This is a genomic window from Stenotrophomonas chelatiphaga (assembly GCF_032054965.1).
In the GTDB taxonomy this organism is placed as follows: Bacteria; Pseudomonadota; Gammaproteobacteria; order Xanthomonadales; family Xanthomonadaceae; genus Stenotrophomonas; species Stenotrophomonas chelatiphaga.
Map to the genome: position 1 here is coordinate 57,367 of NZ_DAMBRS010000013.1, position 26,745 is coordinate 84,111.

General features: G+C 65.2%; 24 protein-coding genes and 1 pseudogene. 8 read left to right on the top strand and 17 right to left on the bottom strand.

From position 1 onward, the window contains the following. Positions 1–58: 58 nt before the first annotated feature. Together RTX79_RS14855 and RTX79_RS14860 are read right to left on the bottom strand one after the other, a co-directional pair. The gene (locus RTX79_RS14855) at positions 59–655 is read right to left on the bottom strand and encodes a TlpA family protein disulfide reductase (protein ID WP_312684548.1); all 597 of its coding nucleotides are present in this window, start codon (positions 653–655) and stop codon (positions 59–61) included. Then, a complete protein-coding gene (locus RTX79_RS14860) occupies positions 652–1,926 on the bottom strand; it encodes a YihY family inner membrane protein (protein ID WP_057508122.1) in 1,275 nt (424 codons plus the stop codon). Before RTX79_RS14860 ends, RTX79_RS14855 begins: the two co-directional genes overlap by 4 nt. Positions 1,927–2,003: 77 nt before the next feature. On the opposite strand from RTX79_RS14860, the gene wrbA reads away from it, so the two are divergent. From wrbA to RTX79_RS14875, 3 genes are all read left to right on the top strand, one after another. Further along, the gene (gene wrbA / locus RTX79_RS14865) at positions 2,004–2,594 is read left to right on the top strand and encodes an NAD(P)H:quinone oxidoreductase (protein ID WP_312684604.1); all 591 of its coding nucleotides are present in this window, start codon (positions 2,004–2,006) and stop codon (positions 2,592–2,594) included. Next, a complete protein-coding gene (locus tag RTX79_RS14870) occupies positions 2,594–2,932 on the top strand; it encodes a DUF2069 domain-containing protein (protein ID WP_083491972.1) in 339 nt (112 codons plus the stop codon). The genes wrbA and RTX79_RS14870 overlap by 1 nt, the downstream gene beginning before the upstream one ends. Positions 2,933–3,008: 76 nt before the next feature. Further along, positions 3,009–3,494, top strand: coding sequence for an asparaginase domain-containing protein (locus RTX79_RS14875; protein WP_057508134.1), 486 nt, complete (start codon positions 3,009–3,011; stop codon positions 3,492–3,494). A 69-nt stretch (positions 3,495–3,563) separates the two neighbouring features. On the opposite strand, the pseudogene RTX79_RS14880 reads toward RTX79_RS14875, so the two are convergent. The 5 genes and pseudogenes from RTX79_RS14880 to sufT all read right to left on the bottom strand — a co-directional run. Next, a pseudogene (locus RTX79_RS14880) lies at positions 3,564–4,868 on the bottom strand (S8 family peptidase); the annotation flags it as partial. Positions 4,869–5,078: 210 nt separating this feature from the next. Beyond that, positions 5,079–6,830: a S8 family peptidase gene (locus tag RTX79_RS14885; RefSeq protein ID WP_312684549.1), complete on the bottom strand. Its 1,752-nt coding sequence runs from the start codon at positions 6,828–6,830 to the stop codon at positions 5,079–5,081. Between the two features lie 297 nt (positions 6,831–7,127). Then, positions 7,128–8,879, bottom strand: a complete 1,752-nt coding sequence (locus RTX79_RS14890) for a S8 family peptidase (RefSeq protein ID WP_312684550.1) — start codon at positions 8,877–8,879, stop codon at positions 7,128–7,130. Positions 8,880–9,270: 391 nt separating this feature from the next. Continuing rightward, complete coding sequence (locus RTX79_RS14895; RefSeq protein ID WP_312684551.1) at positions 9,271–10,365, bottom strand: branched-chain amino acid aminotransferase; 1,095 nt, start codon at positions 10,363–10,365, stop codon at positions 9,271–9,273. A gap of 66 nt (positions 10,366–10,431) precedes the next feature. After that, on the bottom strand, positions 10,432–10,983 hold the full coding sequence (gene sufT / locus RTX79_RS14900) for a putative Fe-S cluster assembly protein SufT (protein ID WP_057508116.1): 552 nt from the start codon (positions 10,981–10,983) through the stop codon (positions 10,432–10,434). A 121-nt stretch (positions 10,984–11,104) separates the two neighbouring features. Here sufT and RTX79_RS14905 point away from each other — a divergent pair, with 121 nt between their 5' ends. Next, positions 11,105–11,536 (top strand): hypothetical protein, encoded by a 432-nt coding sequence (locus RTX79_RS14905; RefSeq protein ID WP_312684552.1) that lies wholly within the window; start codon positions 11,105–11,107, stop codon positions 11,534–11,536. A gap of 157 nt (positions 11,537–11,693) precedes the next feature. Here RTX79_RS14905 and RTX79_RS14910 read toward each other — a convergent pair whose 3' ends face one another. Further along, positions 11,694–13,154 (bottom strand): NAD(P)(+) transhydrogenase (Re/Si-specific) subunit beta, encoded by a 1,461-nt coding sequence (locus RTX79_RS14910; RefSeq protein WP_312684553.1) that lies wholly within the window; start codon positions 13,152–13,154, stop codon positions 11,694–11,696. After that, a complete protein-coding gene (locus RTX79_RS14915) occupies positions 13,151–13,471 on the bottom strand; it encodes an NAD(P) transhydrogenase subunit alpha (RefSeq protein ID WP_312684554.1) in 321 nt (106 codons plus the stop codon). The genes RTX79_RS14910 and RTX79_RS14915 overlap by 4 nt, the downstream gene beginning before the upstream one ends. A 96-nt stretch (positions 13,472–13,567) precedes the next feature. Here RTX79_RS14915 and RTX79_RS14920 point away from each other — a divergent pair, with 96 nt between their 5' ends. Genes RTX79_RS14920 through RTX79_RS14930 form a run of 3 tightly spaced genes read left to right on the top strand, consistent with a single transcriptional unit; the run spans position 13,568 to position 14,923 of the window. After that, positions 13,568–14,146, top strand: coding sequence for an RNA polymerase sigma factor (locus RTX79_RS14920; protein WP_312684555.1), 579 nt, complete (start codon positions 13,568–13,570; stop codon positions 14,144–14,146). Beyond that, positions 14,143–14,469, top strand: a complete 327-nt coding sequence (locus RTX79_RS14925; RefSeq protein WP_312684556.1) for a hypothetical protein — start codon at positions 14,143–14,145, stop codon at positions 14,467–14,469. Before RTX79_RS14920 ends, RTX79_RS14925 begins: the two co-directional genes overlap by 4 nt. A gap of 4 nt (positions 14,470–14,473) precedes the next feature. Further along, the gene (locus RTX79_RS14930; protein WP_312684557.1) at positions 14,474–14,923 is read left to right on the top strand and encodes a DUF3106 domain-containing protein; all 450 of its coding nucleotides are present in this window, start codon (positions 14,474–14,476) and stop codon (positions 14,921–14,923) included. Positions 14,924–15,139: 216 nt separating this feature from the next. On the opposite strand, the gene RTX79_RS14935 is transcribed toward RTX79_RS14930, so the two are convergent. Further along, positions 15,140–16,225, bottom strand: a complete 1,086-nt coding sequence (locus tag RTX79_RS14935) for an NAD(P) transhydrogenase subunit alpha (RefSeq protein WP_312684558.1) — start codon at positions 16,223–16,225, stop codon at positions 15,140–15,142. Positions 16,226–16,327: 102 nt separating this feature from the next. Beyond that, positions 16,328–16,768 carry a hypothetical protein gene (locus RTX79_RS14940; RefSeq protein ID WP_312684559.1) on the bottom strand — a complete coding sequence of 147 codons (441 nt, stop codon included), beginning with the start codon at positions 16,766–16,768 and terminating at the stop codon, positions 16,328–16,330. Between RTX79_RS14940 and RTX79_RS14945 the strand changes: the two genes are divergently transcribed. Continuing rightward, positions 16,758–16,985 (top strand): hypothetical protein, encoded by a 228-nt coding sequence (locus tag RTX79_RS14945; protein ID WP_312684560.1) that lies wholly within the window; start codon positions 16,758–16,760, stop codon positions 16,983–16,985. The genes RTX79_RS14940 and RTX79_RS14945 overlap by 11 nt on opposite strands. Positions 16,986–17,247: 262 nt before the next feature. Here the strand turns inward: RTX79_RS14945 and RTX79_RS14950 are convergent, their stop codons facing one another. From RTX79_RS14950 to RTX79_RS14970, 6 genes are all read right to left on the bottom strand, one after another. Further along, positions 17,248–18,009, bottom strand: coding sequence for a hypothetical protein (locus tag RTX79_RS14950; protein WP_312684561.1), 762 nt, complete (start codon positions 18,007–18,009; stop codon positions 17,248–17,250). A gap of 992 nt (positions 18,010–19,001) precedes the next feature. Then, the gene (locus RTX79_RS14955) at positions 19,002–19,301 is read right to left on the bottom strand and encodes a hypothetical protein (RefSeq protein ID WP_312684562.1); all 300 of its coding nucleotides are present in this window, start codon (positions 19,299–19,301) and stop codon (positions 19,002–19,004) included. Between the two features lie 538 nt (positions 19,302–19,839). Continuing rightward, on the bottom strand, positions 19,840–20,562 hold the full coding sequence (locus tag RTX79_RS18310; protein ID WP_428696015.1) for an RHS repeat-associated core domain-containing protein: 723 nt from the start codon (positions 20,560–20,562) through the stop codon (positions 19,840–19,842). Next, the gene (locus RTX79_RS14960) at positions 20,559–23,957 is read right to left on the bottom strand and encodes a DUF6531 domain-containing protein (protein ID WP_312684563.1); all 3,399 of its coding nucleotides are present in this window, start codon (positions 23,955–23,957) and stop codon (positions 20,559–20,561) included. Before RTX79_RS14960 ends, RTX79_RS18310 begins: the two co-directional genes overlap by 4 nt. After that, positions 23,911–24,237 (bottom strand): hypothetical protein, encoded by a 327-nt coding sequence (locus tag RTX79_RS14965; protein ID WP_312684564.1) that lies wholly within the window; start codon positions 24,235–24,237, stop codon positions 23,911–23,913. Before RTX79_RS14965 ends, RTX79_RS14960 begins: the two co-directional genes overlap by 47 nt. 189 nt (positions 24,238–24,426) lie before the next feature. After that, positions 24,427–26,742, bottom strand: a complete 2,316-nt coding sequence (locus RTX79_RS14970; protein WP_428696016.1) for a DUF1631 domain-containing protein — start codon at positions 26,740–26,742, stop codon at positions 24,427–24,429. Positions 26,743–26,745: the final 3 nt, after the last annotated feature.

The following is a 26,745-nucleotide window of genomic DNA, read 5'->3' on the forward strand; positions in this document are numbered from 1 at the left end:
GGGGCTAGGTGCCTTCTGCGCTGCAGAAGAAACCTGGCCCCCGGCCTGCCGGCGGGTCTCAGGACTTGCTGCTGGCGATACGCGCTTCGATGTCCGCCGCCGTCACCGGGCCGACGAACGAGTGCACCACCTTGCCCTGCGGGTCCACCAGGTGGGTCAGCGGCAAGCCGCGCGGGGTGGCGAAGTCGGCCGGCGGATCGTACGGGTCGACGATGGCGATCGGATAGGTCACCGGCCGCTCCTTCAGGAACGCCTGCATGTCGGCCGGTTCGATCTCTTCATAGGCCAGGCCGACCACCTCGATCTCGCTGCGCATCGCGTGCAGCGCCGACAGTTCCGGCATCTCCTTGCGGCACGGGGCGCACCAGGTGGCCCAGAAGTTCACCACCACCCACTTGCCGCGGTGCGCGGCCAGGTCATAGTCGGCGCCGTCGACGGTCTTGACCTTCAGCGTCGGGAACTCGGCGGTGACCCGCTCGGCGGCGGCGGCACCATCGGCTGCGCCCAGCGCGGCATCCGGATCGGCGGCAGGCGCCGGCGGGGTCGCATCGGTCGCCGGCGGGGTGGCGGCCGGCGCATTCGCAGCAGGCTCGGCGGCCGGCTTGCAGGCGGCCAGCAGCACGGACAGGGTGACGACCAACAACGTGCATCTCATCGGGGCGTATCTCCGGGGGGATAGATGTCGCTGACGCGACGCTTGAGTTTCTCACGCAGTGGCAGGCGCAGTTCGTCCAGCGCCGCCAGCGCGGCCTGGCCCAGGCTGTCCTGGCGATACGGCAGGTGCTGTTCGGCCACCGGGATGCGCAGCTGGGTCGATTCGTACAGGTCGCCCAGGGTCAGCTGATCCAGGTCCCGTGCCAGCATCCACTCGCCGCTCTCCACGCGACGCACCAGCGCGATGCGCTCCATGTCGCACAGCAGCTGCTGCAGCAGCGAGTCGGTCATCATCGGCTCGTGCTGCAGGATTTCGTCTTCGTCCAGTGCCTTGCCCAGCGCGCGCGCCTGCTGGAAGCGCCCGAGCAGCCGCAGCAGCGCATAGAACTCGTAGCCCTGCGGCAGTCGCAGTTCCACCGGCTGGTAGCGGAAGGCGGCCATCGAAGAAGCCAGCGAGGCCCCCAGCAGCACCGCCACCCAGCACAGGTAGATCCACAGCAGCAGGATCGGCACGAACGCCACGGTGCCATACAGCTTCTGGTACGACTGGAAGCTGCCCAGGTAGGCACCAATGCCCCACTTCACCAGTTCCAGCAGGATCGCCGCCAGGATCGCACCGGGCACGGCATGCTTCCATTTGACCGTGTGGTGCGGCACCACGCGGTACACCAGCGTGATGCAGACGAACTCGATCAGCACCGGCGCCAGCCGCAGCGAAAAGTCCGCCAGCCACTGCCCTTCCTGGGTACCGAACAAGGGCAGCGCGAAGACCCGCGCCGACACCGCCAGCGAGGCGGCGGCCAGCATCGCGCCCAGGGTCAGCACGGTCCAGTAGACCAGGAAACGGGTCAGCTTGGGCCGCGACGATCCCACCCGCCAGATCTGGTTGAAGGTCTCTTCCACGCTGTTGAGCGTGATCAACAGCGAGATCACCAGCGCGATGAAGCCCGCAGCGGTGAGCTGCCCGGCACTGGCGCTGAACTGCCGCAGGTAGCCTTCGGCCGCGCGCGCCGCGCTGGGCACGAAGTTGGAGAACACGTAGTCGCTGAGCTGGTCGCTCCAGCGGTCGAACACCGGGAAGGCGGACAGCACGCCGAACACCACGATCGCCAGCGGTACCAGCGCGAACACGGTGGTGTAGGCCAGGGCGGCAGCGGCCTGGAACAGGCGGTCATCAAGAAAGCGCCGCCACAGGAAACGGCCGAAGCTTGCCGCGCGCGGACGGTCGCGCGCGCGCTCCATCCATAGATTGATCGTGTTCAACGGTTCCATCGGCGCAAGGGTACCCGATGCAGGATGGCCGCAGGATAGCCATACTGGCGTCTCCTGGACGAGAAAGCGGGTTGGTGATGGGCGAAATCCTGGTGCTCTACTACAGCCGCGGCGGTTCGGTGGCACGGCTGGCGCGGCAGATCGCGCGGGGCATCGGCGAGGTCCCCGGCATGGGCGCGCGCCTGCGCAGCGTGCCCGCCGTGGCCGCCGTCACCCAGACCGCGCGCCCGCCTGTCCCCGATGAAGGCGCGCCGTATGTCAGCGTGGAAGACCTGGCCGAGTGCGACGGGCTGTTGCTCGGCAGCCCTACGCGTTTCGGCAATATGGCCGCCCCGATGAAGCACTTCCTGGATGGCCTGGGCGCGGAATGGGTCAATGGCACCCTGGCCGGCAAGCCGGCCGCAGTGTTCACCTCCACCGCCTCGATGCATGGCGGCCAGGAATCCACCCTGCTGTCCATGCAGCTGCCGCTGCTGCACCACGGCTGCCTGATCGTCGGCATTCCCTTCACCGAAGCCGCGCTGAGCCATACCACCAGCGGCGGCACACCGTACGGTGCCAGCCATGTCGCCGGTGCCAGCGATGATCCACAGCCCAGCGAAGACGAAGCCACGCTGGCGCGCGCGCTCGGCCGTCGGGTCGCCGATATCGCACGGCGGCTGGCCTGATGGCCCCGGGCGCGCGCAGCGTGCTGCTGCTCGCCCTGCTGGGGCTGGCCGCACTGTACGCGTGCTGGTTCTTCAATGACCGTCATTGGCTGGCCACCCAGCTGGTGTTCACGGCCCCGCCGCTGGCGCTGGCGATTGCACTGCGGATGGGCTGGCGCAAGGCCGGGTTCTGGGCCTGCGTGCTGGCGCTGGGCTGGTTCAGCCATGGCGTGATGAGCGCCTGGAGCGATGCCGGGACGCGCCTGCTGGCCTGGCTGGCGATCGGCCTGTCGCTGGTGGTGATCTTTGCCGGCAGCCTGCCCGGCCTGCGCGCCCGTTTCAGCCGAAAGCAACGCTGACGCCCCCACCGGGGGCCGGTATCATCTGCGTTCCTGTTCCTGCAGCGCCGTTCCAGGCTCCGAAGACATGCCCATGATGGAAGACCTCCTGATCGTCACCACCGGTGGCACGATCGACAAGATCTACTTCGACGACAAATCGGACTACCAGATCGGCGACCCGCAGATCGGCATGATCCTGCGCGAACTCGGCGTGACCTTCCGCTTCAACGTCATTCCGATCCTGCGCAAGGATTCGCTGCATATCAGCGATGACGACCGCGAGCTGATCCGTGCCACCATCGCCGCCCAGCCGACCCGCCACGTGCTGGTCACCCACGGCACCGACTCGATGGTGGCCACCGGCAAGGTGCTGTCGACCATCCCCGACAAGACCATCGTGATGACCGGCGCGTTGAGCCCGGCCCGCTTCCGCGGATCCGATGCGGAGTTCAACATCGGCTGCGCCATCGGCGCGGTGCAGTCGTTGCCGGCCGGTGTGTACATCGCGATGAACGGACGCATCTGGGACCCGCAGAGCGTGCGCAAGAACGTGGCCGAAAACCGCTTCGAAGCGGCCTGAGACCGATCAGGAGCCACCCCTCCCGGGCGGCTCCTGCGCGACATCACCTCACTGCGATGCCGCCACTTCGATGGACCGGACCACCGCGGCATCGGCGTCTGCCATGCCTGCGCCGCAGCCCTGCGGGCAACCGACCAGCAACGGTCGCGCGGTCTGTTTCAGGATCTCGGTGACCTGGGCCGGGGTGAGGCGGCCATCGACAGCCGACTGCATCAACGCGACCACGCCGGCAACGTGCGGGGCCGCCATCGAGGTGCCGTTGTAGGCGGCATAGGCAGGCGCACCCGGCGTGGTGCGGCCGCTGTTGAGCGTGGAAAGGATGTTCTCGCCGGGCGCCGCCAGGGTGATTGCCCTGCCGTAGTTGGAGAAGCCGGCGCGTGCGCCACGCGAGGTCGTGGCCGCTACCGCCACCACCCCACGGCAGTTCGCCGGGCTGAACCGTGAGACATCGGCGTTGCTGTTTCCCGCCGCGACGACCACCGTCGCACCGTTGCGGATCGCGCCGTCCACGGCAGCCTGGGACGCGCGATCGCAGGCTCCCTGGCCGCCCAGCGACAGGTTCAGCACCTTGGCGGGATTCGCATTGCGCGGGACGCCATTGACCATTCCGCCCGCAGCCCAGACCATGCCATCGGCGATGTCGGAGGTGTAACCGCCGCCCTTGCCGAGGACGCGGACATGCACCAGTTTGGCGTCGAAGGCCGTGCCGGCGACGCCGAGTCTGTTGTTGGTGGCTGCCGCTACCGTACCGGCGACATGGGTGCCATGCCAGCTGGACGGTTGGCCCCATTGGCTGTCGCCGGTGTCATCGGGGTTGTCATCCCGACCGTTGCCGTCGCCGGCCATGCTGCCGCTGCTGATGAAGTCGTAACCCGGAAGCGTGTTGGCATCCAGCTCCGGATGACGGGTACGGCCTGTGTCGATGATCGCCACCACCTGTCCGGCGCCGGTGGCCTTGTCCCAAGCCGGTCGCACATTGAGTGATGCAGCGCTGCTGGAGAAGCCCCACTGCTCGTTCAACCGGGGATCGTCGGGATTCAGCGCCGGTTTCAGGATGCGATCCACCTGCACATGGTCCACGTCGGGATCACTCGCCATGGCCGCCATCCAGGCACCGGCCTGCGCACGGTCCAGCGCCTGCGCGGCGCGCACCACCATCGGCCCGGTGGCCATCTGGCGCAGCACCTGCATGCCGCCGGTTGCCATGCGCATACCGCTTCCGGCACGGCCCAGTGCCGCCTGCATCGCGGCTTCATTCTCGCGCAGTGCACTGCCCTCACGCAGGTGGACGATGAACTGCTGATGGGTGTCCGACGGCAGCAGGCCGGAAAGATCTACGTCGCCGGCGTGGGCCGGTGCGTTGCACATCGCCATCAGCACGCAGGCAATGGCAGGTGACAGGAACGTTTTCTGGCAGGACATTTTCATCTGGAGACTCCTCTGGTTTTGTGGCCAGTCGATCGTGTGCTTGTCCGGCTACGGCAGATATCGGCCATTTACCCACCTGGACCCTCCCGCACATCGCGCAGGCATGGAGGAAATCTCCTCAGCCCGGTCTGCAGGCGTAGGTGCTGGAGCGTTGCGCTATTCGGCCTTGGCCTTGACCATCAGCCCGCTGTAATCGCTGACCGCCTTGATCCGTATGTGCCAGGTTCCAGAGCCTGGCCAGACACGCACGCAGGTCTTGCTGTTGCCGGTGCCCAGAGGATGGCAGTTGTATTCGGTGTCGGTGGGCCGGAGCGCGTGGCGGGTGTACAGATCAACATCGCCGGATCCTTCGCCGATCTGCGCCACCAGCAGGTTGCTGCCCGCCGGCACGTCGAAGGTGTACCAGCGCTCGCTCCCGGCGCGACCACTCAGCCCGCGGACTGGTACATCGTTCTGCAGTTCCGCCGAACCCGGATCGGGGCCCGGACCGGTATCGCCTGCCGCTGCCCTGGCAACTACGACGCCCGCATCGACAAGTCCCGCGCCGCAGCCGCCCGGACAGGTCCCGGGTAACGGCCGCGCGGTGCTTCGCAGCAAAGCGTCCACCTGGCCTGGCAGCAACGCTTTGGGCGCCACCGATTGCATCAGCGCAACCACGCCGGCCACATGCGGTGCCGCCATCGAGGTGCCATCGTAGGCAACGTAGCTGGGCTGCGCCGGATCCTGCTGACCCTCATTGAGCGTGGACAGGATCCTCTCGCCCGGCGCGGCGACGGCGATGCCCGCGCCATGATTGGAGAACGCTGCACGGTTGCCAGCGGCGTTGCTGGCTGCCACGGCCACCACGCCGCGGCAGTTCGCCGGGCGGTAACGCGCGACATCGTCGTTGGAATTGCCCGCTGCCACGACCACCGACGCGCCATGCGCGATGGCCGTATCGACCGCTTGCTGGGTGGCCCTGTCGCAGCTGCCAAAACCGCCCAGTGACAGGTTCAGCACCTGCGCCGGATGGGGATTGTCCGGCACGCCCGGCACCCGCCCGCCCGCTGCCCAGACGATGCCATCGGCGATGTCCGACTGGAAGCCGCCACACCGGCCCAGCACACGCACCGGCACCATCCGGGCATTGAACGCCGTGCCGGCGACCCCGATGCCATTGTTCGTGGACGCGGCAACGATCCCCGCAACATGGGTGCCGTGCCAGCTCGAGCGCGAACCCCCGGCGGAATTGCATGCACCGGGCGGATAGCCATCGCCCTCGTCGGCGGCATCGCCATCGCGCCCATCACCATCGCGGGACATTGCCGGATCGCTGATGAAGTCATAGCCCGGAAGCATGTTGGCGTCGAGGTCGGGATGGCGGGTGATGCCGGTGTCGATGACCGCCACGACCACGCCCTTGCCGCTGGCGATGTCCCACGCGGGGCGGACACCCAGCGCGGCGTTGCCGGTGCCCAGGCCCCATTGCTCGCCCAGCCGGGGATCATCGGGAACCCATGAAGGGCGCAGGACCGCGTCCAGCTGCACGGCGTCCACTTCTTCCTGCAGTGCCAGCGCGCGGATCAGCTGCTCGGCCTCGGCGGCATCCAGGGCGACGTTGGTACGCACGACCGTGCTGCCGATCGCCATGCGCCGCAGTGCGCGCACCTGCAGCGCCGTGCCGGCCTTGCGCGGGAGTGTATCGGCGGCGCGCTGCAGGCTTCGCGCCGCGCCTGCCAGTGACGATGCCGGCGTACTACCCGGCCGGTAGGTGACGATGAACTGCTGATGCATGGCGTTGCCGTCGAGCCCTTGCAGCTCGACGCTGCCGGCACGGGCGACCGGGCTCGCGCAGAGACCCGCCATCACCAAGGCAACGGCTGCAGCAACGGGATGGGACCGGGTAAGCACACGGCAATGGATGGACATGTTCGCTGACTCCTCGCAGTGGGACGGCACCCGTCACTGCGGAGAGCGAGAACGCCGCAGCAGGTGCTGTCACTGGCGACGCGATGATCGGCGTTCGACACCATCACGGCGTAACCGGCATGCTCATGCTGCGCGCCTGCGACGCCGCCCATCATCGGGAAATGCCGGAGCCACACCGAGGCAGTTTCTGTTGATGGACTCGCCATAACGCCCGACGGCAGGCAACCGCCGGGCAGGCCGATACGACGACGCCCCGGCATGGCCGGGGCGTCGAGGGACACACTGGAAGGGCTTCGGTCAGTACTGCGCGCGCACGGTCACCCCGGAGAACGTGCTGTAGGCCTTGATCCGCACGTGCCAGGTCCCCGCAGCCGGGTTGCTGATCGTGCAGGTCTCGTTGTTGCCGCTCAGGTAGGGACGGCAGGTGTACGTGGTGTCGGTCGGCGCGCTGCCCTGGCGCAGGTACAGGTCGGCATCCCCGCTCCCGCCGCTGATCGCCACGCGCAGCTGGGTGGCCCCGCTGGGCACGCTGACGGTGTAGCTCAGCGCCGCACCGGATGCCGCACCGAGTCCACTCACCGCCACATTGTTCTGCAGCACCGTGCCGGTGCCCGGATCCGGGTTGCCACCGCCACCGCCCTGCGCAGCCACCACCGCCGCATCGGCGTTGACGATGCCCGCGCCGCAGCCACCGGAGCAGGCACCCGGCAGCGCGCGCGCGGTGTTCTTGATGATGGTTTCCACCTGCGCCGGGGTCAGCGCGGTGGGCGCCACCGACTGCATCAGCGCGACCACGCCGGCCACGTGCGGGGCTGCCATCGAGGTGCCGTTGTAGGACGCGTAGGTCGCCGAGCCCGGCACGGTGGTGCCGGTATTGAGGGTGGACAGGATGGCCTGGCCCGGTGCGGAAATGTCGATGCCGGCACCGAAGTTGGAGAAGCTGGCCTTCGCGCCGGTGTTGGTGGTTGCAGCCACCGCGATCACGTTGGCGCAGTTGGCCGGGACCGACGTGGAGACGTTGCTGGCTTCATTGCCGGCCGCCACCACCACGGTGGTGCCGCGTCCCACCGCGCCGTTGATCGCGTTCTGGTAGGTGGCCGAGCAGCTGCCGCCCCCGCCAAGGGACATGTTGATCACTTCGGCCGGGTTGGCATTGGCCGGCACGCCGCTGACGGTGCCGCCGGAGGCCCAGACGATCGCATCGGCAATGTCGGAGGTGTAGCCGCCGCACTTGCCGAGCACGCGCACCGGAACCACCTTGGCGTTGTAGGCCGTGCCGGCCACGCCGGTGCTGTTGTTGGTCACTGCGGCGACGGTGCCGGCGACGTGGGTGCCATGCCAGCTGGAGTTGGACGCCGGATAGCCCGCGCCACATTCGTTGGCTGCGTACCAGTCGCCCTCATCGTTGGGATTGTTGTCGCGGCCACCGCCATCGCGCGCCATCGCCGCGTCGCTGATGAAGTCATAGCCGGGCAGGATGTTGGCGTTCAGGTCGGGATGGCTGGTGATGCCGGTATCGATGACCGCCACCACCACGCCGGTGCCGGTCGACTTGTCCCAGGCCGGACGCACGTTGATGGACGCATTGGACGTGCCGAAGCCCCACTGCTCGCCCAGGCGGGCGTCGTTGGGCACCAGGGTCGGTCGCATGATCTGGTCGACCTCGACGTATTCCACGTTCGGGTCGGCGGCGAGCTTGCGCATCAGCAGTTCGGCCTGCGCAGCGTCCAGGGCCTGGTCGGCGCGGACCACGGTCGGGCCCAGCGCCAGCCGGCGCACCTGCTGCAGGCCCAGCGCGCGTCCCTGCGCAGCCGAGAGGCCCGATGCAGCGGTCTTGAGCGAGCTCGCCAGCGCGGACGGGGTGGCCAGCGGCGGGCTGTTGTCGCGGAATTTGACGATGAACTGCTTGTGGGTCGGCGCTGACGACAGGCCGCTGAGGTGGACATCGCCGGCGAAAGCCGGGGCCACCAGCAGCAACGAGGTGAGCACGGAGCCCCCCATGACGACCAATGCACGCTGACGCAAACGCGGTTGCGAAACCTGGGACATCGGATTTCCTTTTCTGGGTTCTGGCATGGATGCCGGATTCGGCAGATGGCGCCGGTCGCGATTCGCAGGCTGCGCTGCATTGGCAGGAATCGGTGGCCGGGGCGGACAGTCCCCCGTGCGCTGTCCACAGGACTGAAACTAGTCGCTTCGAGCCGATGACGACAACATTTCAGCCCCACTTCAGGGACATGAAATGTCGGAAGTGAGACTTCTGGTGTCTAAAATTTGTAAAGGTGAAGGAACTTTCACACACCCTTCACGGTCTTCGGCTGTCCCTGGCCTGTCCTGGCATGACTGTGCCGACATCGGCCGGGCACTAAAAAGCCCGTCACGGGGACGGGCTTTCCAGGGGCTTCGGCCGAGCGTGGCTCGGCGGCACACCGTCAGCCGATCAACCCAGCTTGACCAGCCAGCCATGACGGTCTGGCACGCGACCGTACTGGATGTCGGTTAGTTCCTTGCGCAGCGACAGGGTCACTTCACCGGCCGGCGCGTTGATGTCGCCGACTTCGAAGCCTTCGCCCTTCAGCTGGCCGATCGGGGTCACCACCGCGGCGGTACCGCAGGCGAACACTTCGGTGATCTCACCGGAGGCCACGCCCTGCTTCCATTCGTCGATGCTGACCTTGCGCTCTTCCACCTTCATGCCACGGTCGCGGGCCAACTGCAGGATGCTTTCGCGGGTGATGCCTTCCAGGATGCTGCCCGACAGCTGCGGGGTCACCAGCGTGCCGTCCTTGTAGACCAGGAAGACGTTCATGCCGCCCAGCTCTTCCAGGTACTTGCCTTCGGTGGGGTCCAGGAACAGCACCTGCGAGCAGCCCTGCGCCTGCGCCTTCTGCTGCGGCAGCAGCGAAGCCGCATAGTTGCCGCCGCACTTGGCCGCACCGGTGCCGCCCTTGGCCGCGCGCGCGTATTCGGTGGACAGCCAGATCGACACCGGCGCCACGCCCTTGGCGAAGTAAGGGCCGGCCGGGCTGGCGATCACGTAGTAACCGGCCTTGTGCGCGCCGCGCACGCCGAGGAAGGCTTCATCGCCGATCATGAACGGACGGAAGTACAGGCTGGATTCGTCGGCCGACGGCACCCAGTCCTTGTCCAGCGCGACCAGCTGCTTCAACGATTCAACGAAGATGTCCACCGGCAGTTCCGGCAGCGCCAGGCGCTGCGCCGAACGCTGCAGGCGACGGCCGTTGGCATCCGGGCGGAAGGTCCACACCGACCCGTCGGCGTGGCGGTAGGCCTTGATGCCCTCGAAGATTTCCTGGCCGTAATGCAGCACCGCGGCGGCCGGATCCAGCAGCAGCGGACCGTAGGGGCGCACGTTGGCGTTGTGCCAGCCGGTGTCCTTGTCCCAGCGCACTTCCACCATGTGGTCGGTGAAGTGCAGGCCGAAGCCCGGCTTTTCCAGGATGGCGGCGCGCTCATCGGCGCTGCGCGGATGGGCCGAGCGGGTGACGTCGAAGCTGATGTTGGACTGGGACACCGGATGTTTCCTGTTCTGGTTGCGGTTGTTACCGGGATTCCACCACGCGGGCGGCGTACGGTCGGGTCAGAGCATGCCGGTTTCCAGCCGCGCCGACTCGGACATCATGTGGCGGCCCCACGGTGGGTCGAACACCAGTTCCACGTCGGCCTGGGCCACGGTGGGGATGATTTCCAGCTTGCTGCGCACGTCATCGACCAGGATGTCGCCCATCCCGCAGCCAGGGGCGGTCAGGGTCATCTTGACGTCCACCTCGCGGCGGCCGTCGTCCAGGTGCTTGAGGTCCACTTCATAGACCAGGCCCAGATCGACGATGTTGAATGGGATCTCCGGGTCGAAGCAGGTGCGCAGCTGCTGCCACACCAGCTGTTCGACCTGCTCGTCACTGGCGTCGTCGGCCAGCTCCAGCGGCGCCGGGGCCTCCTTGCCGATGGCATCGCCGTCCCGCCCCGCGATGCGGAACAGGTTGCCTTCGACGAACACCGTATAGCTGCCACCCAGCGCCTGGGTGATGTAGCCATAGCTGCCGGCGGGCAGGGTCACCGTTTCGCCCTGCGGGACCATGACGGCCTCGCAGTCGCGCTCGAAGTGGACTGGTTCACTGCTACGGGAGTACATGAGGCTCGATCTGGGGGCTGCGGACGCGCCGCGCAAGGCGACATTTTAGCCCAGCGGCCCGGCGCCCGCCCGTGCACTGCGGCAAACCCAGTATCCTGTTGGCATCCAAAGGGAAATCCGCATGCCCTCTCCTGCTGTACGCACCAGGACCGTGTCCTGGCTCTGGCCCGTGATGTACCTGATCGGCGCCGGCACGGCCCTGCTGGCCTGGGTGTTCTTCGCATTGATGACCGGCCGCCAGCTGGGCTGGATGGCGATCGTGGTGGCGCTGGAACTGCTGTTCATGCTGCGCCTGGGCACCCTGCGCGGCGGCGTGCTGCGCGCGCTGCTGGTCGCCGGCGGTACGCTGCTGGTGACCGCGCTGGCCTGGTGGAGCATCGCCAGCGCCTGGCTGGGCGGGTCGATGGGGCTGACGCCCTGGGAGTCCGCGCTGCGCATGGGCCCGCACCTGGCGTGGACGCTGGTGGGGTTGGCCAACGTCACCGCCGACTGGCTGTGGCTGCCGGTGGCGCTGGTGTTCGCCATCTGGCTGGGCTGGCAGAAGCGCGTCTGACGCGAACCCGATGGCTCCGGTGGGTGACGACCGTTGTCCGGTCGGTGACGACCGTTGGTCGTCACGCTGCTGCTCCCGGTAGTGACGGCCGCTGGCCGTCATGCCGCTGTTGCCCCGGTAGTGACGGCCGCTGGCCGTCATGCCGTTGCGGGGGGCTTCAGTGCCCCCCATCCAGCCCTTTCAGTTCACTCACCAGCGAACCCGCCGCGGCCGCTCCATCGCCGTACAGCATGCGGGTGTTGTCCGCATAGAACAGCGCGTTTTCAATCCCCGCAAAGCCGGTCCCGCGCCCGCGCTTGATCACCACCACGTTGCGCGCATTCACCACGTCCAGGATCGGCATGCCGTAGATCACGCTGGCCGGATCGGTGCGGGCCACCGGATTGACCACGTCGTTGGCCCCGATCACCAGCACCACGTCGGTGCTGGGGAACTCGGGATTGATGTCGTCCATGTCGGCGATCAGGTCGTACGGCACCCCCGCTTCGGCCAGCAGCACGTTCATGTGCCCGGGCATGCGACCGGCCACCGGATGGATGGCGAACTTCACCTTCACCCCGCGCGCGATCAGCCGCTGCGCCAGCTCCCAGATCTTGTGCTGCGCCTGCGCCACGGCCATGCCGTAGCCCGGCACGATCACCACGCGTTCGGCGAAGGCCATCATCGCCGCCACGTCGGAGGCATCGATCGGCTTCTGCGCGCCGGTGATTTCCTGCGCCTCGCCGCCTGCACCGCCGCCGAAGTTGGAGAACAGCACGTTGCTGATCGGCCGGTTCATCGCCTTGGCCATCAGCCGGGTCAGCAGGATGCCGGCCGCACCGACCATCATGCCGGCGATGATCAGCGCCTCGTTGCCCAGCACATAGCCTTCGAAGGACACCGCCAGGCCGGTGAACGCGTTGTACAGCGAGATCACCACCGGCATGTCCGCCCCGCCGATCGGCAGGGTCATCAGCACGCCCAGCGCGAGCGCCAGCACGAAGAAGGCGATGATCGCCCACGGCGCCAAGCTGCTGGCGGCGATGATGCCCAGCACCACCACAGCCACCGCGACGATCATGTTCAGCGCCTGCTGCCCCGGCCAGGTGATGCGCCGGTCCAGGCGGCCGTCCAGCTTGGCCCAGGCGATTACCGAACCGGACAGCGACACCGCGCCGATGGCCGCACCGGTCACTGCCAGCGTCAGCACCATCGCCGAGGGCTGGCGTGCGGCCAGGTCGGCCAGTGCCTGCGCGCTCCAATGACTGGTATCGCGGTTGGCCAGCGCGGACCAGCGCAGCAGTTCCACCGCACCGATGGCCGCGGCCGAACCACCGCCCATGCCGTTGTACAGCGCCACCATCTGCGGCATGTCGGTGATGGCGACCTTGCCGGCCGACCACCACGCCAACCCGCCGCCCAACGCCAGCGCGACCAGGATCAGCGGGATGTTGTGCAGTTCGGGCAGGAAGAAAGTGGCCACGGTGGCCACCAGCATGCCGAGGCCGGCCCAGCGGATGCCGCTGCGGGCGGTGAGTGGGGAGGCCATGCGCTGCAGGCCGAGCAGGAACAGCGTGGCAGCGACGAGGTAACTGGTCTTGACCAGCCAATCCAGCAGTTCAGGCGTGCTGACGTTCAAGGCTGCGGCTCCTTGGCGGCATCGGTGGGCGCCGGCTTGATGCTGGGCTTGAACATTTCCAGCATGCGCGCGGTGACCACGTAGCCGCCGGCGGCATTGCCCGCGCCCAGCACCACCGCGATGAACCCGAGGATCTTTTCCAGCGGCGTCTGCGCGTGGCCCAGCACTACCATCGCGCCGATCAGCACGATGCCGTGGATGAAGTTCGAACCGGACATCAGCGGGGTATGCAGGATCACCGGCACCCGCGAGATGATCACATGGCCGGCGATGGCCGCCAGCATGAAGATGTACAGCGCCACGAATCCGTCACTCACCGGCACGACTCCCGCTCTGGATGTAGGCCCCATCATAACCACGCGCTGAACCGTGCGCGCTGTGCTGTCAACGCCGGCTGCCTGCACGCGTTGTCCATGGTGAGCCCGACGAAGGATCCGTACCCTGTGCTGGTGAGCAGCCCCCTGGCCCCGACCGCCGACGCACCGCCCGCATCGCTGGACCAGTTCCTGGCCGGGGTGGGACCGCGTGCGTTCCGCTTCGCCGAGGCCGGCCTGCGCCATCGCGAAGATGCACTGGACGCAGTGCAGGACAGCCTGATCCGGATGCTGGACTACCGGGACAAGCCGGCCGCCGAGTGGCCGCCGCTGTTCTGGAGCATCCTGCGCCGGCGGGTGATCGACCTGCAGCGCCGTCGCCGCTTCCGCCTGCCGTTCTGGCGCGACAACGTGGACAGCGACGGTGAGCCGGTGGACTGGGCCGATGACGGCCCGGGCCCGGCCGAGGTCCATGCCGAGCGCGAACAGTACGATGCGCTGGTGCAGGCGCTGCGCGCGCTGCCGCCGCGACAGCGCGAAGCCTTCACCCTGCGCGTGCTGCAGGACCTGGACGGCGCCACCACCGCACGCGCCATGGGCTGCAGCGAAGGCGCGGTAAAGACCCACCTGGCGCGTGCCCGCGACGCGCTGAGAACCCTGATGGAGAATCCGACGTGAGCCGCACCCTGCCCCCCGACGACCAGCTGCAGGCCCTGCACCAGCAGGCCGTGCAGGCGCTGTCGCCCGCCACCTTGGCGCGCCTGCGCAGCGCGCGGCATGCCACGGCAGCATCACCGCGGCGCCCGGCGTGGTGGATGGCCACCGCCTTCGCAGGGGTAGCGGCGCTGGGCATCGGCCTCAGCCTGCAGCTGCGCTCGCCGCCTTCGTCGGTGCCTGCGGTGGCGCCGATGGTGGCCGCGCTGGAAAGCGATGGCACCGCACTGGATGAAAACCCCGATCTTTACCTGTGGCTGGCCAGCACCGACCTGGCGATGGAGTGACCTGATGAACGCCTATCTCCCTTCCCGCCTGCTGCCTGTGCTGCTGGTGTTGCTGAGCGCTGGTGGCGCGGCATTCGCGCCGGCGGCACTCGCGCAGGATGCCGCGCCGCCGGCGTGGGAACAGTTGAGTCCGGCCCAGCGCGATGCACTGGTCGCGCCGCTGCGCGACCGCTGGAACAGTGCCCCACCTGCGCAACGCCAGCGCATGCTGCAGCACGGCCAGCGCTGGCAATCGATGACACCGGAGCAGCGCGACCAGGCGCGTAAAGGCATGCGCCGTTTCGATGGCATGAGTCCGGAGCAGCGCGAACAGGCCCGCGCACTGTTCGGCAAGATGCGCGGCATGAGCCCGGAACAGCGCAATGAACTGCGCGCACGCTGGGGCACGATGACCAACGACCAGCGCCGGCAGTGGGTGCGCGACAATCCCCCACCCCCGCGCAACCGCGATTGACCGGTAGGGACGGCCGCTGGCCGTCCTGTTGCTGTTTCGGTAGGTGACGACCGTTGGTCGTCACGCTGTTGCTCCCGGTAGTGACGGCCGCTGGCCGTCCTGCTGCTGCTTCGGTAGGTGACGACCGTTGGTCGTCACGCTGTTGCTCCGGTAGTGACGGCCGCTGGCCGTCAACCACGCACTCCCTACTTGACGGCCAGCGGCCGTCACTACCGCTCAGCCACCCGCCATCCAGCGCGTTTTGGCCAACAACTCATCGTCCCAGTCAAACCGCACTTCCCCGTCCTGCACGAACAGGCTGACGAAGTTCAACACGTTGCGCGCATACATCTCGCTGGCCTGCGCCGCGCCCAGGCTGGCCAGGTTCAGCGGGCCATCCACCACCACCCCGGCGTGCTCGATGCAGTCGCCCGGCACGGTCACCGCACAGTTGCCACCGCTCTCCGCCGCAAGGTCGACGATCACGCTGCCCGGCGCCATGCCTTCCACCATCGCCTGGCTCAGGATCACCGGCGCAGTCCGCCCCGGCACTGCCGCCGTGCAGATCACCACGTCCACGCCGCGCAGATGGTCGGCCAGCCGCTGCTGCTGCAGCGCGCGCTCTTCATCGGTCAGCGCACGCGCATAGCCGCCCTCGCCGGCCGCACTCACCCCCAGGTCAAGGAAGCGCGCGCCCAGCGACTGGATCTGCTCACGGGTTTCCGGTCGCACATCGAAACCTTCCACCTGCGCGCCGAGCCGCCGTGCCGTGGCAATAGCCTGCAGACCGGCCACGCCGGCACCCACCACAAGCACCTTGGCCGGCCGCACCGTACCGGCAGCGGTGGTCAGCATCGGGAAGAAGCGCGGCGCCCGTTGGGCGGCGATCAGTGTGGCCTTGTAACCGGCCATGCCGGCCTGGGAACTCAGTACATCCATCGATTGCGCGCGGGTGGTACGCGGCAGCAGTTGCAGCGGAAACAGCTGCAGCCCCGGCTGCGTGGCCAGTGCAGCCAGCCCTGCATCGCGCGCCGGCTGCAGCAGCCCCACCACGCTGGCACCGGGCTTCAACCGTGCCAGCCGCGCCGGATCGGGTGACTGCACGCAGAGCAGCGCATCGATATCCGCCCAGCGGCTGTCATCGACCAGCAGTGCGCCGGTATCCAGATAGGCCTGATCGGGGAAGCCCGCCGATGTGCCCGCACCGGCCTCGAACCAGACCGTGGCACCGCGCGCGGCCAGTTTCTTCGCGGTTTCCGGGGTGAGCGCCACACGGCGCTCTCCTGGTGCAGTTTCCTTTACTCCCAGCAACGCTACGGCCATGCGCTTCCCCGCCAACGAGTGATGCGCCGATGGTAGCGCGCGCTTGGGGGTGGGGGTAGCGCCGAGCCACGCTCGGCGAGCGAAGCGGCAAACCGGGTTCCCTCACCCCACTCCCGGATCGGTCATCAACTGCGCCTCAAGGCGCACATCAAACGCCTGCTTCATTCGCGACAACTGCTCCAGCCAGGCGGCATTGCCTTCGTAGCTGATGCAGGAAAGAAACCCGCCAGAGCTGCTGACCAGCGCCTTCATCGGCGCAAATCCGCCGTCGACCACCAACACCACTGTTGCCACTTCAAGGACCGGCTCCCTGTTCGGAAACGCGATGGCGTCATCGACTGCCGGCCGGCCCCGTACCGTGCGGCGCAGTGCCACGGTACCGCCTCCCACCGCGCGCTGGACGTCGTTGATACCGTCCACTTGGCGCTGCCACAGCACGGCCGTTTCCGGGCTCATACAGGTTTTCGCTTCGTCGAGGATCAGTTGCTCCAGGTCAGACAAGGCGTTTCGACGTGAGAACAGCGATCTCAGGATGGACTTCATTGTCTGTTCCCGCAGCCAGTGGCAGTTCCATGGAATCTCGCCGATTCCGCGCGTTGTGCGCATCAAGATCAAGCGGCAAAGACGTCACGCGCGCAATCATTTGATGCATGTTTTTCTCAGCGCAGAAGAAACGGCCGGAAATACCGATCGACTGGCTATCAGCCGTTCGACGAGCCTGCATTCCACCCCAACCTGCTCCATTCCGGGCACTGAATAGATGCCCCCGCTCCTATCGACTCCGCCAAGGTACACCCATACTCTGCCGCCAGCGCGCGTCTCAATACCGGCCAGTTGATGTCCGTTGCGACTTCTATCCACCACCTCTCCTGCGGACCGAAGCCCATCGGCCTCAGCGAACTGAAGATCTGCATAGATAGACTTCTCCTTGATCCCGCTATTTGAAAGGAGATAAATAGAAACCACAACAGCCGCAAGCGCCAACGCAATACATGCAATCACAGGCCTCATTACACCAACTCTCAGAAATTTGAATATTTTACGGGGACCGGCGCACCCTTCATCATGACATCAGAATCAACTCTCGATGGACTCAGAAGAGCGTCAGTGTAGACCTGCCCAGGCAGCAAGTGGCCGTGATCTCCAACCACGCCAGCGGAAGATAATGCACCTTGCACGGCCGTGGCGCAGTTATTTGATGTGACTGAGTAAGGTTGCCTGCGGCTAGCTTCCATCGAATTCCTGATAGCTGCTTCCTGCGTGGGCGAGGTCTTCAACCGGACAACCTCCACGAACCTTTCCGTGAGCTGGGAACCAATATAGTCGACGGTACTACTGCCATATGGATGCTTTGTTCCATAGCTGTATACCCCATGACCCGTCGTAGCAATCGCGATATGCCCGAAAGGATTACCTTCAACAGATCCTGACTTTATTACTACCGTTTCCAGCCCATCATAATCCACTCGGTCCAGCGGGCGACCGAGGCTGTAGAGAAAAGTCCCGCTCCCACCCATCAACCCAATCGGATCACTCTGCACATACCGCCCCACCCCAGCATCATAATCCCGCTGGTATATGCGCCGGCACCCCGCAGCATCCGATGCCTGCAGCAGGCGTCCCATTACGTCGTAGCCGTAGTTCGCGAGCACGCTTCCGGATGCACCGACACGCAGCTGGGTAAGCGCTCCAACCGCGTCATACCCTAATCCCAGCTTGAGCCCACCGGCCGACGCATCGCTGACGCCGGTCACACTGAAGTCCTCATCATGCGGACGGTTCAAGCGACGTTCGTTGCCATAGGTCCAACCGGCAACCGGGCCAACGGCGCATGGCCTACCTCTTGGACCAGTACCTAACGCGCCAGTTTCCTGCGTATCAGTCTTAGCTAGGGGACGCGGTTCTATGGGCTCAGGTAGCTCGACAACGTCAAAGCTGCAACTATTCCTGCAACAACTGAACGAACCATTCCAACCTGAGCGTTTCGATCCAGAGCACCCTCTGACCGAAGACATCGGACACTGATCCAATACTGTTCAACCAAGCACAACTCGTCCGGAGCGGAATAGAAACGAACGGTTACCATCTCTATTTAGCACAGACCTTCCTTGCCCCCCCTTTCATAGCCAGGATAAACATCGGTTCTAATAGCCACACTCATCAGCTGGTACCGGGAACTTTTCCCTGCACCAAACACGCCAGGCGCGAGAGTTCTCAGATCTCTCCAATCGATTCGATCCGTTATAGACGAATATAAAACTTTGATGAGAAATTCCATTCAGAACAAGGCTCAATGCATCATGAACTGTCTGGGGACCGTAATGCGCAACATTCTCGTAACTCGGAAATCTAGAGCTACTTACTGATAGCTGTTGACCCAACAGTTCCCGGTCATCGTCGAGACGCCCAACCAGTGCAGGAATTGACTCAGACCCCAATTCAACCAGCGATTCAAATGTATCCTGCTGGGCTCGAGGTGAGTCAAGCAGTTTTTCAACCAGGATATCTAGAGAAGACGCCGACGAGCCGCGCGAAGCATTACTCGCGCAGGCGGGACCGAGTAGACAAACTGCAAACAAAACAGAGGACCACCCACGAGGCTTCATTGCGAAGCTACACAGTCGCAATCGCAATCCGTTGCATCAACTACATTTTTTCGATCCACCTCAGTTGCCCCAGATATTCAGCCACGATAGGGCGTTCCCAGCTGGACTGGGGAGGAGTCCTTTCTGGCCCGAGCCACCGGCATGTTCGCATAATCATTGGAGAAATATGGTTACCCGAATATTGGCTCGTGCCAAAACATCCCCTTTCTCCTCAGCCACGGGAACCTTCCATCACCGAAAACCGAGAGCTGCGCCATGTCGATGCCGTAACGAGTAAAAACTGAAATTAGCTCAGACAGGTCACTATCCCCAAGGGTCGTTGCCACGCTCAAGTATATCGAATCGCCCACCCCTTTAATCTCTTCAACGGCAGGAACGGATCCAAGCCAGGAGAACAGGTTTTCTTCATCGCGAGGCGAGAAGAAAGTCAAACTATAAATTTCCAGTACAACGAAGCCAGGCCCTGTCATCGCTCCCTCCCGCCGGGATATTTGTTCCTATAGCCGCCACCTTTGAGCTGATGTTCACATTGGAAGCCACGCATCCAGGCTTATGCCGCGGTTTTCGCCTTACAGTAACGAAGACTATTTACATCAGTTTCCCAGTAGGTCCCCGCGTATATAAGTGTTTCGCGCCCCCGTTCTGACAGCTCGATATCGTACGCAAACCTTCCCTTGCAAAAGGTCATCCTGCGCCCCGTGGCGACGAATCGGTCAGATCGCAACGCCCAGTGATTGCGCCTTGCCAAGACAAGAAAATGTCTGGAGGCCACCTCTACCGTCAACGCCGTCTCGGCCTCAGTTGTCACGCCGATGAATGTTCCGCGGGACAACGTCCTCTTTGCTCGTACATCACTATTCTGCGGAAACCTCAAATCATCGTTAGCGGCTTGCAGTTCGGTGTCGTTTGGTCGACCAGACCAATCACCTCTAACGAGACTTCGCGTGACAGATAGCCAACTCATGAGAATAAAAATGCAGACCAATGCCGTAAAGACGAGTTTATATTTCACCATGAACCTCCCCAGCTTCCGTCACTACGAGAGATCTCGCCAGGCGATAACCCACCACCTAACCCGATGCCCAACTCAGTCGAGGTACCGGCGTTTGGAGAATAATTGAGTCCGCCTCCCACGCCGCGATACCCACCCGCACCTGAGATGCCGAACCCCCCGAGATGATCATCGACCTTTGCGCCTGTCGGAACTTCGCATTGATTGAGCCACCCAAGGCTCAGCGAAGCCTGCAAGCGCCCATTGGGAGAAGGATAAGGTCGACTTAGTCCGCCAGTCACAAATGTGTTCCCGCTCCGAGAAAACGAGCGCGACGCGCCAAAAACATAGAATGACACACTCACCTTGACAAAGTCAGGGGAGCGAATGTTGTGACCCTGGCTCCATAGCCTCATCTCGTTTGGACTCCCCACGACCTGTAGCCCGAGTGCATCAACGGATCTCAATGGATTTCCTTCCACATAGCTGTACGTACTGGGCCCACCTATCAACCCAATCGGATCACTCTGCACATACCGCCCCACCCCAGCATCATAATCCCGCTGGTAGTTGTAGTTCAGCCCACTTTCCGGTGTTGCCTGCTGCCCCGGAAACCGCAGTGCAAACCCGAACGCAATCCCATCCCCATCCGGATCCTCATTCGCAGCATCCGCGCCGAACGCCTCACCCGTCAGCACCCACTCCCACACAGGCACATTACGCGCCGCATCAATGATCACCCGCGGTGTCGTCCAGCGCTGCTGTAGGCGTAAGTCAGACCATTCATCTGCGTTGTGTTGCCCGCGGCGTCATAGCTCCGCGCCTGCCCGCCCACACTGGTCAGACGATGGCTGGTGGCCGGGTAGTGATAGGCCAGCGTTCCGGCATCGCTGCCGGCCTGCAACCGGTTGCCGGTCGCGTCCCAGCCGTAGGTATGCGTCGGCATCCCCGCAGCATCCGATGCCTGCAGCAGGCGTCCCATTCCGTCGTAGCCGTAGTTCGCGAGCACGCTTCCGGATGCACCAGCATGCAGCTGGGTAAGCGCTCCCACCGCGTCATACCCGAATCCCAGCTTGAGCCCACCGGCCGACGCATCGCTGACGCTGGCCACCCTGTAGTCCTGATCATGCGGACGGTCCAGGCGACGTTCGTTTCCATAGGTCCAGCCGGTGATCGGGCCGAACGGCGCATGGGCTACCTGCTTGACCAGAACCTGTCGCGCCAGGGTTCCTCGCTTCAGCCCTATCTGGGTGATGCGACCCTGCGCGTCGCGCACGTAGTCGGCCACCGCGCCACCGGGGTAGATCACAGAGGCAAGCCGCCCCGCCTTGGTGTAGGTGTACCGCAAGGTCGTCGCGACGTTGTTGATCGTCTGGATCTTGCGGGTCACCTGACCGAAGCGGTCATGGCAGTACTGCGTGGTGCCGCCTGGATGGACGACACGCCCCACCCGGCCGATGGGGAAGCGCTCTGTCGTTGCGCATGCCGCCGGCGCAATGTCGTACTGCACCGTCACGTCCTGGGTGGGATCGGGGTAGGCGATGGACGTCACACGGTTCAGCGCGTCATAGCCATAGGTGGCGGTGACGCTGCGGGCGTCCGTACGCGTGGCCATGTTGCCCGCTGCATCGACGGTCATCGTCGTGCTACCCGTGTCCGGGCTGGCAAGTAGCAGCAGGTCACCGAACCCGTTGTACTGGTAGTTGGTGTGCAGGCCCTTGGGATCGGTGACACGCGTTACGTTGTCCAATGCGTCGTACTGCATCCGCGTTTCGGCCGCGATGCCGGCACTGTCCTGCAGCGAACGCGTCAGGCGATTCAGCTTATCGAATGCCTGTTTGCTGGGGCGGAGCAAGGCATCTGTTACGAGCGTTGGATTGCTGTTGGCGTCATAGCCATAGCTTGTAGCGTGGTTTCCGGCATCCTTGAGGGTAGCCAGCTGACCCAGTACGTCATACACCCGCGCCAACGTGCGGCGAAGCGTGCCCGCATCATCGAGCACCTTCTCCTGCAGACGGTTTCCCGCGTCATCCAGCACGTAGTGCAGGGAATTTCCGGCAGTGTCGGCGATGTCGGTGAGGCGCTGCGCGGCGTCGTACTCGTAGGTGATCGCACTGCCGTCCGGCTGGATCACCTGCTTGACCTGGCCGGTCGGCCAGTACGCAATCGAAGTGATCCGGTCGGACGCCGTGGTAGCGCCACGGACGATGACCTGCGTCGGCCAGCCTCGCGCATGGTAGCGATAATCGGTAATTACATTGTTGGCGTCCCGCGTGGAAAGCACGCGTGCGGCCATGTCATAGGCCAGCACATCGACCCTGTGTCCGAGACCGTTGGTGGTACTGCGTAGATCGCCTTTGCGGAACATGCACGCACCAGCGCTGCTGCAGCCGGCGTCGTCTGCGGTGTAGTACGCGTAGGTGACGGTGTCGGCCACGCCGCTGCGCGGGCCGTCCACGCTGCGCAGCAGACCAACCTCCGGACAATCAGCGCCCACCGTTTCGCAGTAGGCAAACATGGTCACGCGTGTATGCCCGCTGACAAGGTCCTGCACGGTGATCGAGACCGGCTGCATCCTCGCATTGCGCGTGATGCGGGTTTCGCGTTCGGCTTCGCGCTGCAGTACGACGCGATTGCTGCCGACCGCCACGTGGGTGGTCGATACGCGCTGCTCGGGCAGGCCCACTGCTTCGGTCACCGTGTGGCTCTGCACGGCACCCGCAGCGGGATCATTGATGTCTGCATACAGGTGGCTGGTCGTCGTGCCGCGACGGTCCGTGACGCTCTGCACGCGTCTGCGGAAATCCGTGGATTCCGGAAGGTAAATTCGGCTGAGGCTGCCTTGGGAATCGGTAATGCCATTGACCTTGCGCGGCAGGCCGCTGGTGCCTGAGGCCGTAAGACCAAAGTTCGACTGCCGCCCGAGTGCATCGGTCACAACGGTGCCCGTCGCGGTATAGGCCAGTTTGACGCCGTCCACACCGACGTCGCTCTGCGTGCAGTCGCCCGAATGCCGGCTGCAGGTGACCCGGCCTTTTTCGTCGTAGCCGAACCAACTGAATCGCTGCGCATCTTCGGCAGTGATGCCGGTCAGGTGCTGGGGTAAGCGGCTGTCCTCATAGTGGTACGTCCGCGTACCACTGTCGGGGTAGGTTGCCGAAAGCAATTTACCGTCGCTGGCGTACAGGTACGAAGCCACGACGGAGTCGCCGATTGAAAGCGAGGAGATGACCGCGTCGTCGGAGGGCAGCTGATACTGCAGCGTCAGTTGGCGGCCCGTCGAATGCGTGATGGACAACAGGCGCCCGCGTGCGTCATGGACATACTGCAACCAGGTTCCGTCTTCGAATTCACGCCATTGCAGCCGCCCTGCTGCATTGAACACCATGACTTCGTCACGGCGCCGCAGCGTCCAGTCGGTGTCCTGCTGCGACACGCGGTCACCGCTGCCATCGTTTGCCTCGTACTCCGTGCCCTGTTTGACGAATGCGACGTGGCTGCCGTCCGCCTCGACCAGGCCGACCTTCAGTTCTGTCCCGGCAGGCATCGTGGTCGTATCGAACCCCATGGCGAGCCGGATATTGTGCGAGTGTGTCCAACCCGGACCGAAGGCACCACCGGCCGTACTGCTTTGAGAGTGGTAGTAACGATTGAAGGTCAGCCAGCTGAGGGCGAGATCTTCCTCGGTCTCGAACTTGTCACCTGTCGTGCGATCGCAGGGGTTGCCGACCTGACACTCGTTCGTGACCGGGCTGCTCCAATAGGCGAGACCTATAGCACCAGCCCCTTCAAAATCAGGTGACATGCCGCACGCAGCGAGCCCGGAGTTCCACTTCAGCACGATGCTGTTCGGGCAGGCGACCGTGCGATGGCGTTGCGCATACGCCCTCCCCGCCATCGCGCTACAGGTGCCGTCGCTTTCCTGATGGTACGACACCCGCTGAAACTCGGATTCTTCGGCGGTATTGTTGACCTCGTCGCCGCCGGGGCCTGCTGAAATGCGCTTCCAGTCGGGTGCGGAGATGGTGGCTGCGGGGCACTGGGGATCACCCAAAGACACCAGGTAGCTCAGGAGCTGCTCTTCACTATCAAAATTCCGCGATCCCGACGTGTACTTCCAAGGCGACCGGTTCATGGCCTGCGGCTTCACCCGATAGGCGTAGATTGTTTTTTTCGTCAAGAATGGTCTGGTCGCGTACCTCCCACGAGAAGGCACCAAACTGTTGATACATTTCGAAGGAGGCTTCAATCACGCGCTGGGCGTCACGTTCGGTCGGCAAAGGCTGCCCACCGGTGGTGGCGTAGGTGTGCCAGCCCTTGGTGACTTCCTGCGCGCGGGCCAGACCAGGCGCCAGAATGAGCATAAGCACAGTTACCGCGCACATGCGCGGCACTGCCATTGAAAACGTCAACATCCTTGTCTCCATCCGTTGAGAACGTTGTGGCAGCCGCAACCAACGCGGCAGCCCGTGCGCCATCAGAACGCAGAAAGGACGTGAACGTTTGTGCCCAGCGTCTCGGTTAGCGCATTGCAGGTTTGAGACAACCGGGTACCGGCTGCCGCCCCTGCGCCCGCCGAGGATGGCTCGGCGCTACCCAATCAATCAGTGGACGGTGGTGTTTCCGCGCGGATCCAGGCGGTCGATCACGCCTTGCATGGCGCTGTCGAAGGCGCCGTCGTCCACGTGCGGGCGCAGGCGGCCCAGGCGCACCATCACCGCCAGTTCTTCCGGCGATGCGACGCAGAAGCGAACGCCGCGGCGATTGACGAACAGCAGCCGTTGCGAGATCGGGCTGATCCACGACAGCTTGCCGGCCTGCACCTTGCCGTCCTTGTCGATGAAGTCCAGCCAGATGCCGACTTCCATGCGACGGAATCGATCCGCGTCGGCATTGTCGAAATTGTCGTCTTCCACCGATGCGGTGACGTCCACCGATGCGGTATCCGATGCGGGCGGCGCGGGCAGCACCACCTGCGGCAGCTCGGGCAGCGCGCGCTCCAGTTCCGGGCGCGACTCGGCGATGCTCTGCAGGGTGTCGTGCAACGCATCCACGGCGCGTGCGGCGCCATCACCGTGCACACCGACGCTGGCGAACACGCGCCCCAATGCCGGCTGCCAGGCCTGCAGCCACGGCTTGCCGACGATCTTGCGGCGCGCTTCAGCCACTTCATCCAGCAGGCCGTCGGCCAGGGTCAGGGCTTCGGCCACCGATGCACCCTCTTCGCCTTCGCGCAGCAGCGCCAGGGTCAGGTGGTGCTGCCACGGCTGGCGCAGGAACTCGGCGATCGCCTGCGGCAGCGTGGCGTCGGCGATGCGGCGATCCAGTTCCGCACTGGCGCGGGCACGGGCCATCTCCAGTTTTTCCTGGCCGCGCTGGGTTTCCGCGGCGCGGCGCTCGGCGATCTCGATCCGGCGCCGGTGCTGGGCCAGGAAATCGCGGAACTCTTCTTCCAGGGTCAGGAAGATGGCGAGGTTCTCATTGAACTCGGCCACCAGCCGTTCGATGATCTCTTCGACCTTGCCCATCAGCACGCGCTCGGCCTGGCTTTCGCCGGTGTTGCCTTCGCACGCTTCGGCCAGCGAATTGAGCAGCTTGCGCGCCGGATGGGTCTTCTGCACGAACATGCGGCGGTCCAGCATGGCGACCTTGACGAACGGCACCACCAGCCGGCCGATCAACTCGCGCGAACGCCCTTCCAGTTCGCGCTCGTCCAGCATCACGTCGAACAGCATGCCGACCAGGTCGATGGCATCTTCGTCCTGCGGGTCCAGCCGGGCCTGGCTGGGATCCACACCCAGCTGGGTGGCGTTGGACAGCACTTCGCTTTTCAGGCGCTGCGCCAGCGATTCCCCGTCTTCGCCGATCGCCGCACGCAGCGTGGCACTCGGCGTGGCCTGCAGCAGCGACAGCACCGACATCATTTCGCGCTGGCTCAGCGGTCGCTGCTGGCCCACCGCGACCTGCGCGGCGGACGTGGCGTCCTCGCGCACATGGCGGGTCTGCCGCAGCAGTTCGTGCAGCGCATCCAGCAGCATGCCCTGCTCACCGCCGGGACCGCCCTGGCCACCGTCGACATCGCCGGCGTGGCCCTGCAGGTTGCCGCGCTGCTGGGCCCAGCGGTCCGTGAAGCGCTGCGCCCACGCCGGTGCGCCCTGGCTGCCATCAGCACCGTCGGCGCCGGGTCGATGACGCTGTTCCACCAGATCGTCGAGCATGCCCTGCGGCGGCGGGCTGGGCGCCCGTTGCGGGGCCGCACGGCGCGGCGCGGAGACATTCGGCAGCACCCCGGCCTTGGCCAGGTGGTCGTCGATTTTTTCGTAGATCTTGCCGATCGGGGCGTGCAGGTCGCGCTCGCACAGCTTGATCAGCACCAGCCGCACTTCGGGGGCCAGTTCGCAGCCGGCGAAGGCTTCGTGGATGGCTACGCCCAGTTGTTCAGGGCTGATCGGGTTGGTGTCGGCGTCCAGCTCCAGGCCACCGCCGATCCAGCCCAGGCGCAGGTCGAGCCGACCGAGCACGGATTTGAAATCGCGCAGCAGCAGCATCGCGAACTGACGCACCGCCAGCCGCGATTCCAGCTCGTGTTCGCCGACCAGGCTCAGGCCATCGTCGCGGTGCCCGGACAGCGTCGCTTCGGCCGACAACGGCGCGCCGCTTTCAAACGCGTCCCAGCTGCGCTGCAGGTGGGCGGAGAAACCGTCGCTGATCTCCTGGCGCCGACGACGCAGTTCACGCATGCCGTCCAGGAACAACAACTGGGATGCGCCAGCAGTAGCGGCGCGATCGAACAGCACGTCGTCAAACCGCGCAAGCACGGTCGTGAACGCAAGCGTGATGGCCGGCAATGCCGCCTCACGGACCAGCATGAGCTGGGACACGTCGCGTCCCGGCGCTCCCATCGGACTGGGCGTCACCATGCG

Coding starts and splice junctions, on each gene's coding strand:
- RTX79_RS14855 (WP_312684548.1), bottom strand. CDS start 655: ATGAGATGCACGTTGTTGGTCGTCACCCTGTCCGTGCTGCTGGCCGCC.
- RTX79_RS14860 (WP_057508122.1), bottom strand. CDS start 1,926: ATGGAACCGTTGAACACGATCAATCTATGGATGGAGCGCGCGCGCGAC.
- wrbA (WP_312684604.1), top strand. CDS start 2,004: ATGGGCGAAATCCTGGTGCTCTACTACAGCCGCGGCGGTTCGGTGGCA.
- RTX79_RS14870 (WP_083491972.1), top strand. CDS start 2,594: ATGGCCCCGGGCGCGCGCAGCGTGCTGCTGCTCGCCCTGCTGGGGCTG.
- RTX79_RS14875 (WP_057508134.1), top strand. CDS start 3,009: ATGGAAGACCTCCTGATCGTCACCACCGGTGGCACGATCGACAAGATC.
- RTX79_RS14885 (WP_312684549.1), bottom strand. CDS start 6,830: ATGTCCATCCATTGCCGTGTGCTTACCCGGTCCCATCCCGTTGCTGCA.
- RTX79_RS14890 (WP_312684550.1), bottom strand. CDS start 8,879: ATGTCCCAGGTTTCGCAACCGCGTTTGCGTCAGCGTGCATTGGTCGTC.
- sufT (WP_057508116.1), bottom strand. CDS start 10,983: ATGTACTCCCGTAGCAGTGAACCAGTCCACTTCGAGCGCGACTGCGAG.
- RTX79_RS14905 (WP_312684552.1), top strand. CDS start 11,105: ATGCCCTCTCCTGCTGTACGCACCAGGACCGTGTCCTGGCTCTGGCCC.
- RTX79_RS14920 (WP_312684555.1), top strand. CDS start 13,568: ATGGTGAGCCCGACGAAGGATCCGTACCCTGTGCTGGTGAGCAGCCCC.
- RTX79_RS14930 (WP_312684557.1), top strand. CDS start 14,474: ATGAACGCCTATCTCCCTTCCCGCCTGCTGCCTGTGCTGCTGGTGTTG.
- RTX79_RS14935 (WP_312684558.1), bottom strand. CDS start 16,225: ATGGCCGTAGCGTTGCTGGGAGTAAAGGAAACTGCACCAGGAGAGCGC.
- RTX79_RS14945 (WP_312684560.1), top strand. CDS start 16,758: ATGGACTTCATTGTCTGTTCCCGCAGCCAGTGGCAGTTCCATGGAATC.
- RTX79_RS14940 (WP_312684559.1), bottom strand. CDS start 16,768: ATGAAGTCCATCCTGAGATCGCTGTTCTCACGTCGAAACGCCTTGTCT.
- RTX79_RS14955 (WP_312684562.1), bottom strand. CDS start 19,301: ATGACAGGGCCTGGCTTCGTTGTACTGGAAATTTATAGTTTGACTTTC.
- RTX79_RS14960 (WP_312684563.1), bottom strand. CDS start 23,957: ATGAACCGGTCGCCTTGGAAGTACACGTCGGGATCGCGGAATTTTGAT.
- RTX79_RS14965 (WP_312684564.1), bottom strand. CDS start 24,237: ATGTTGACGTTTTCAATGGCAGTGCCGCGCATGTGCGCGGTAACTGTG.
- RTX79_RS14970 (WP_428696016.1), bottom strand. CDS start 26,742: ATGGTGACGCCCAGTCCGATGGGAGCGCCGGGACGCGACGTGTCCCAG.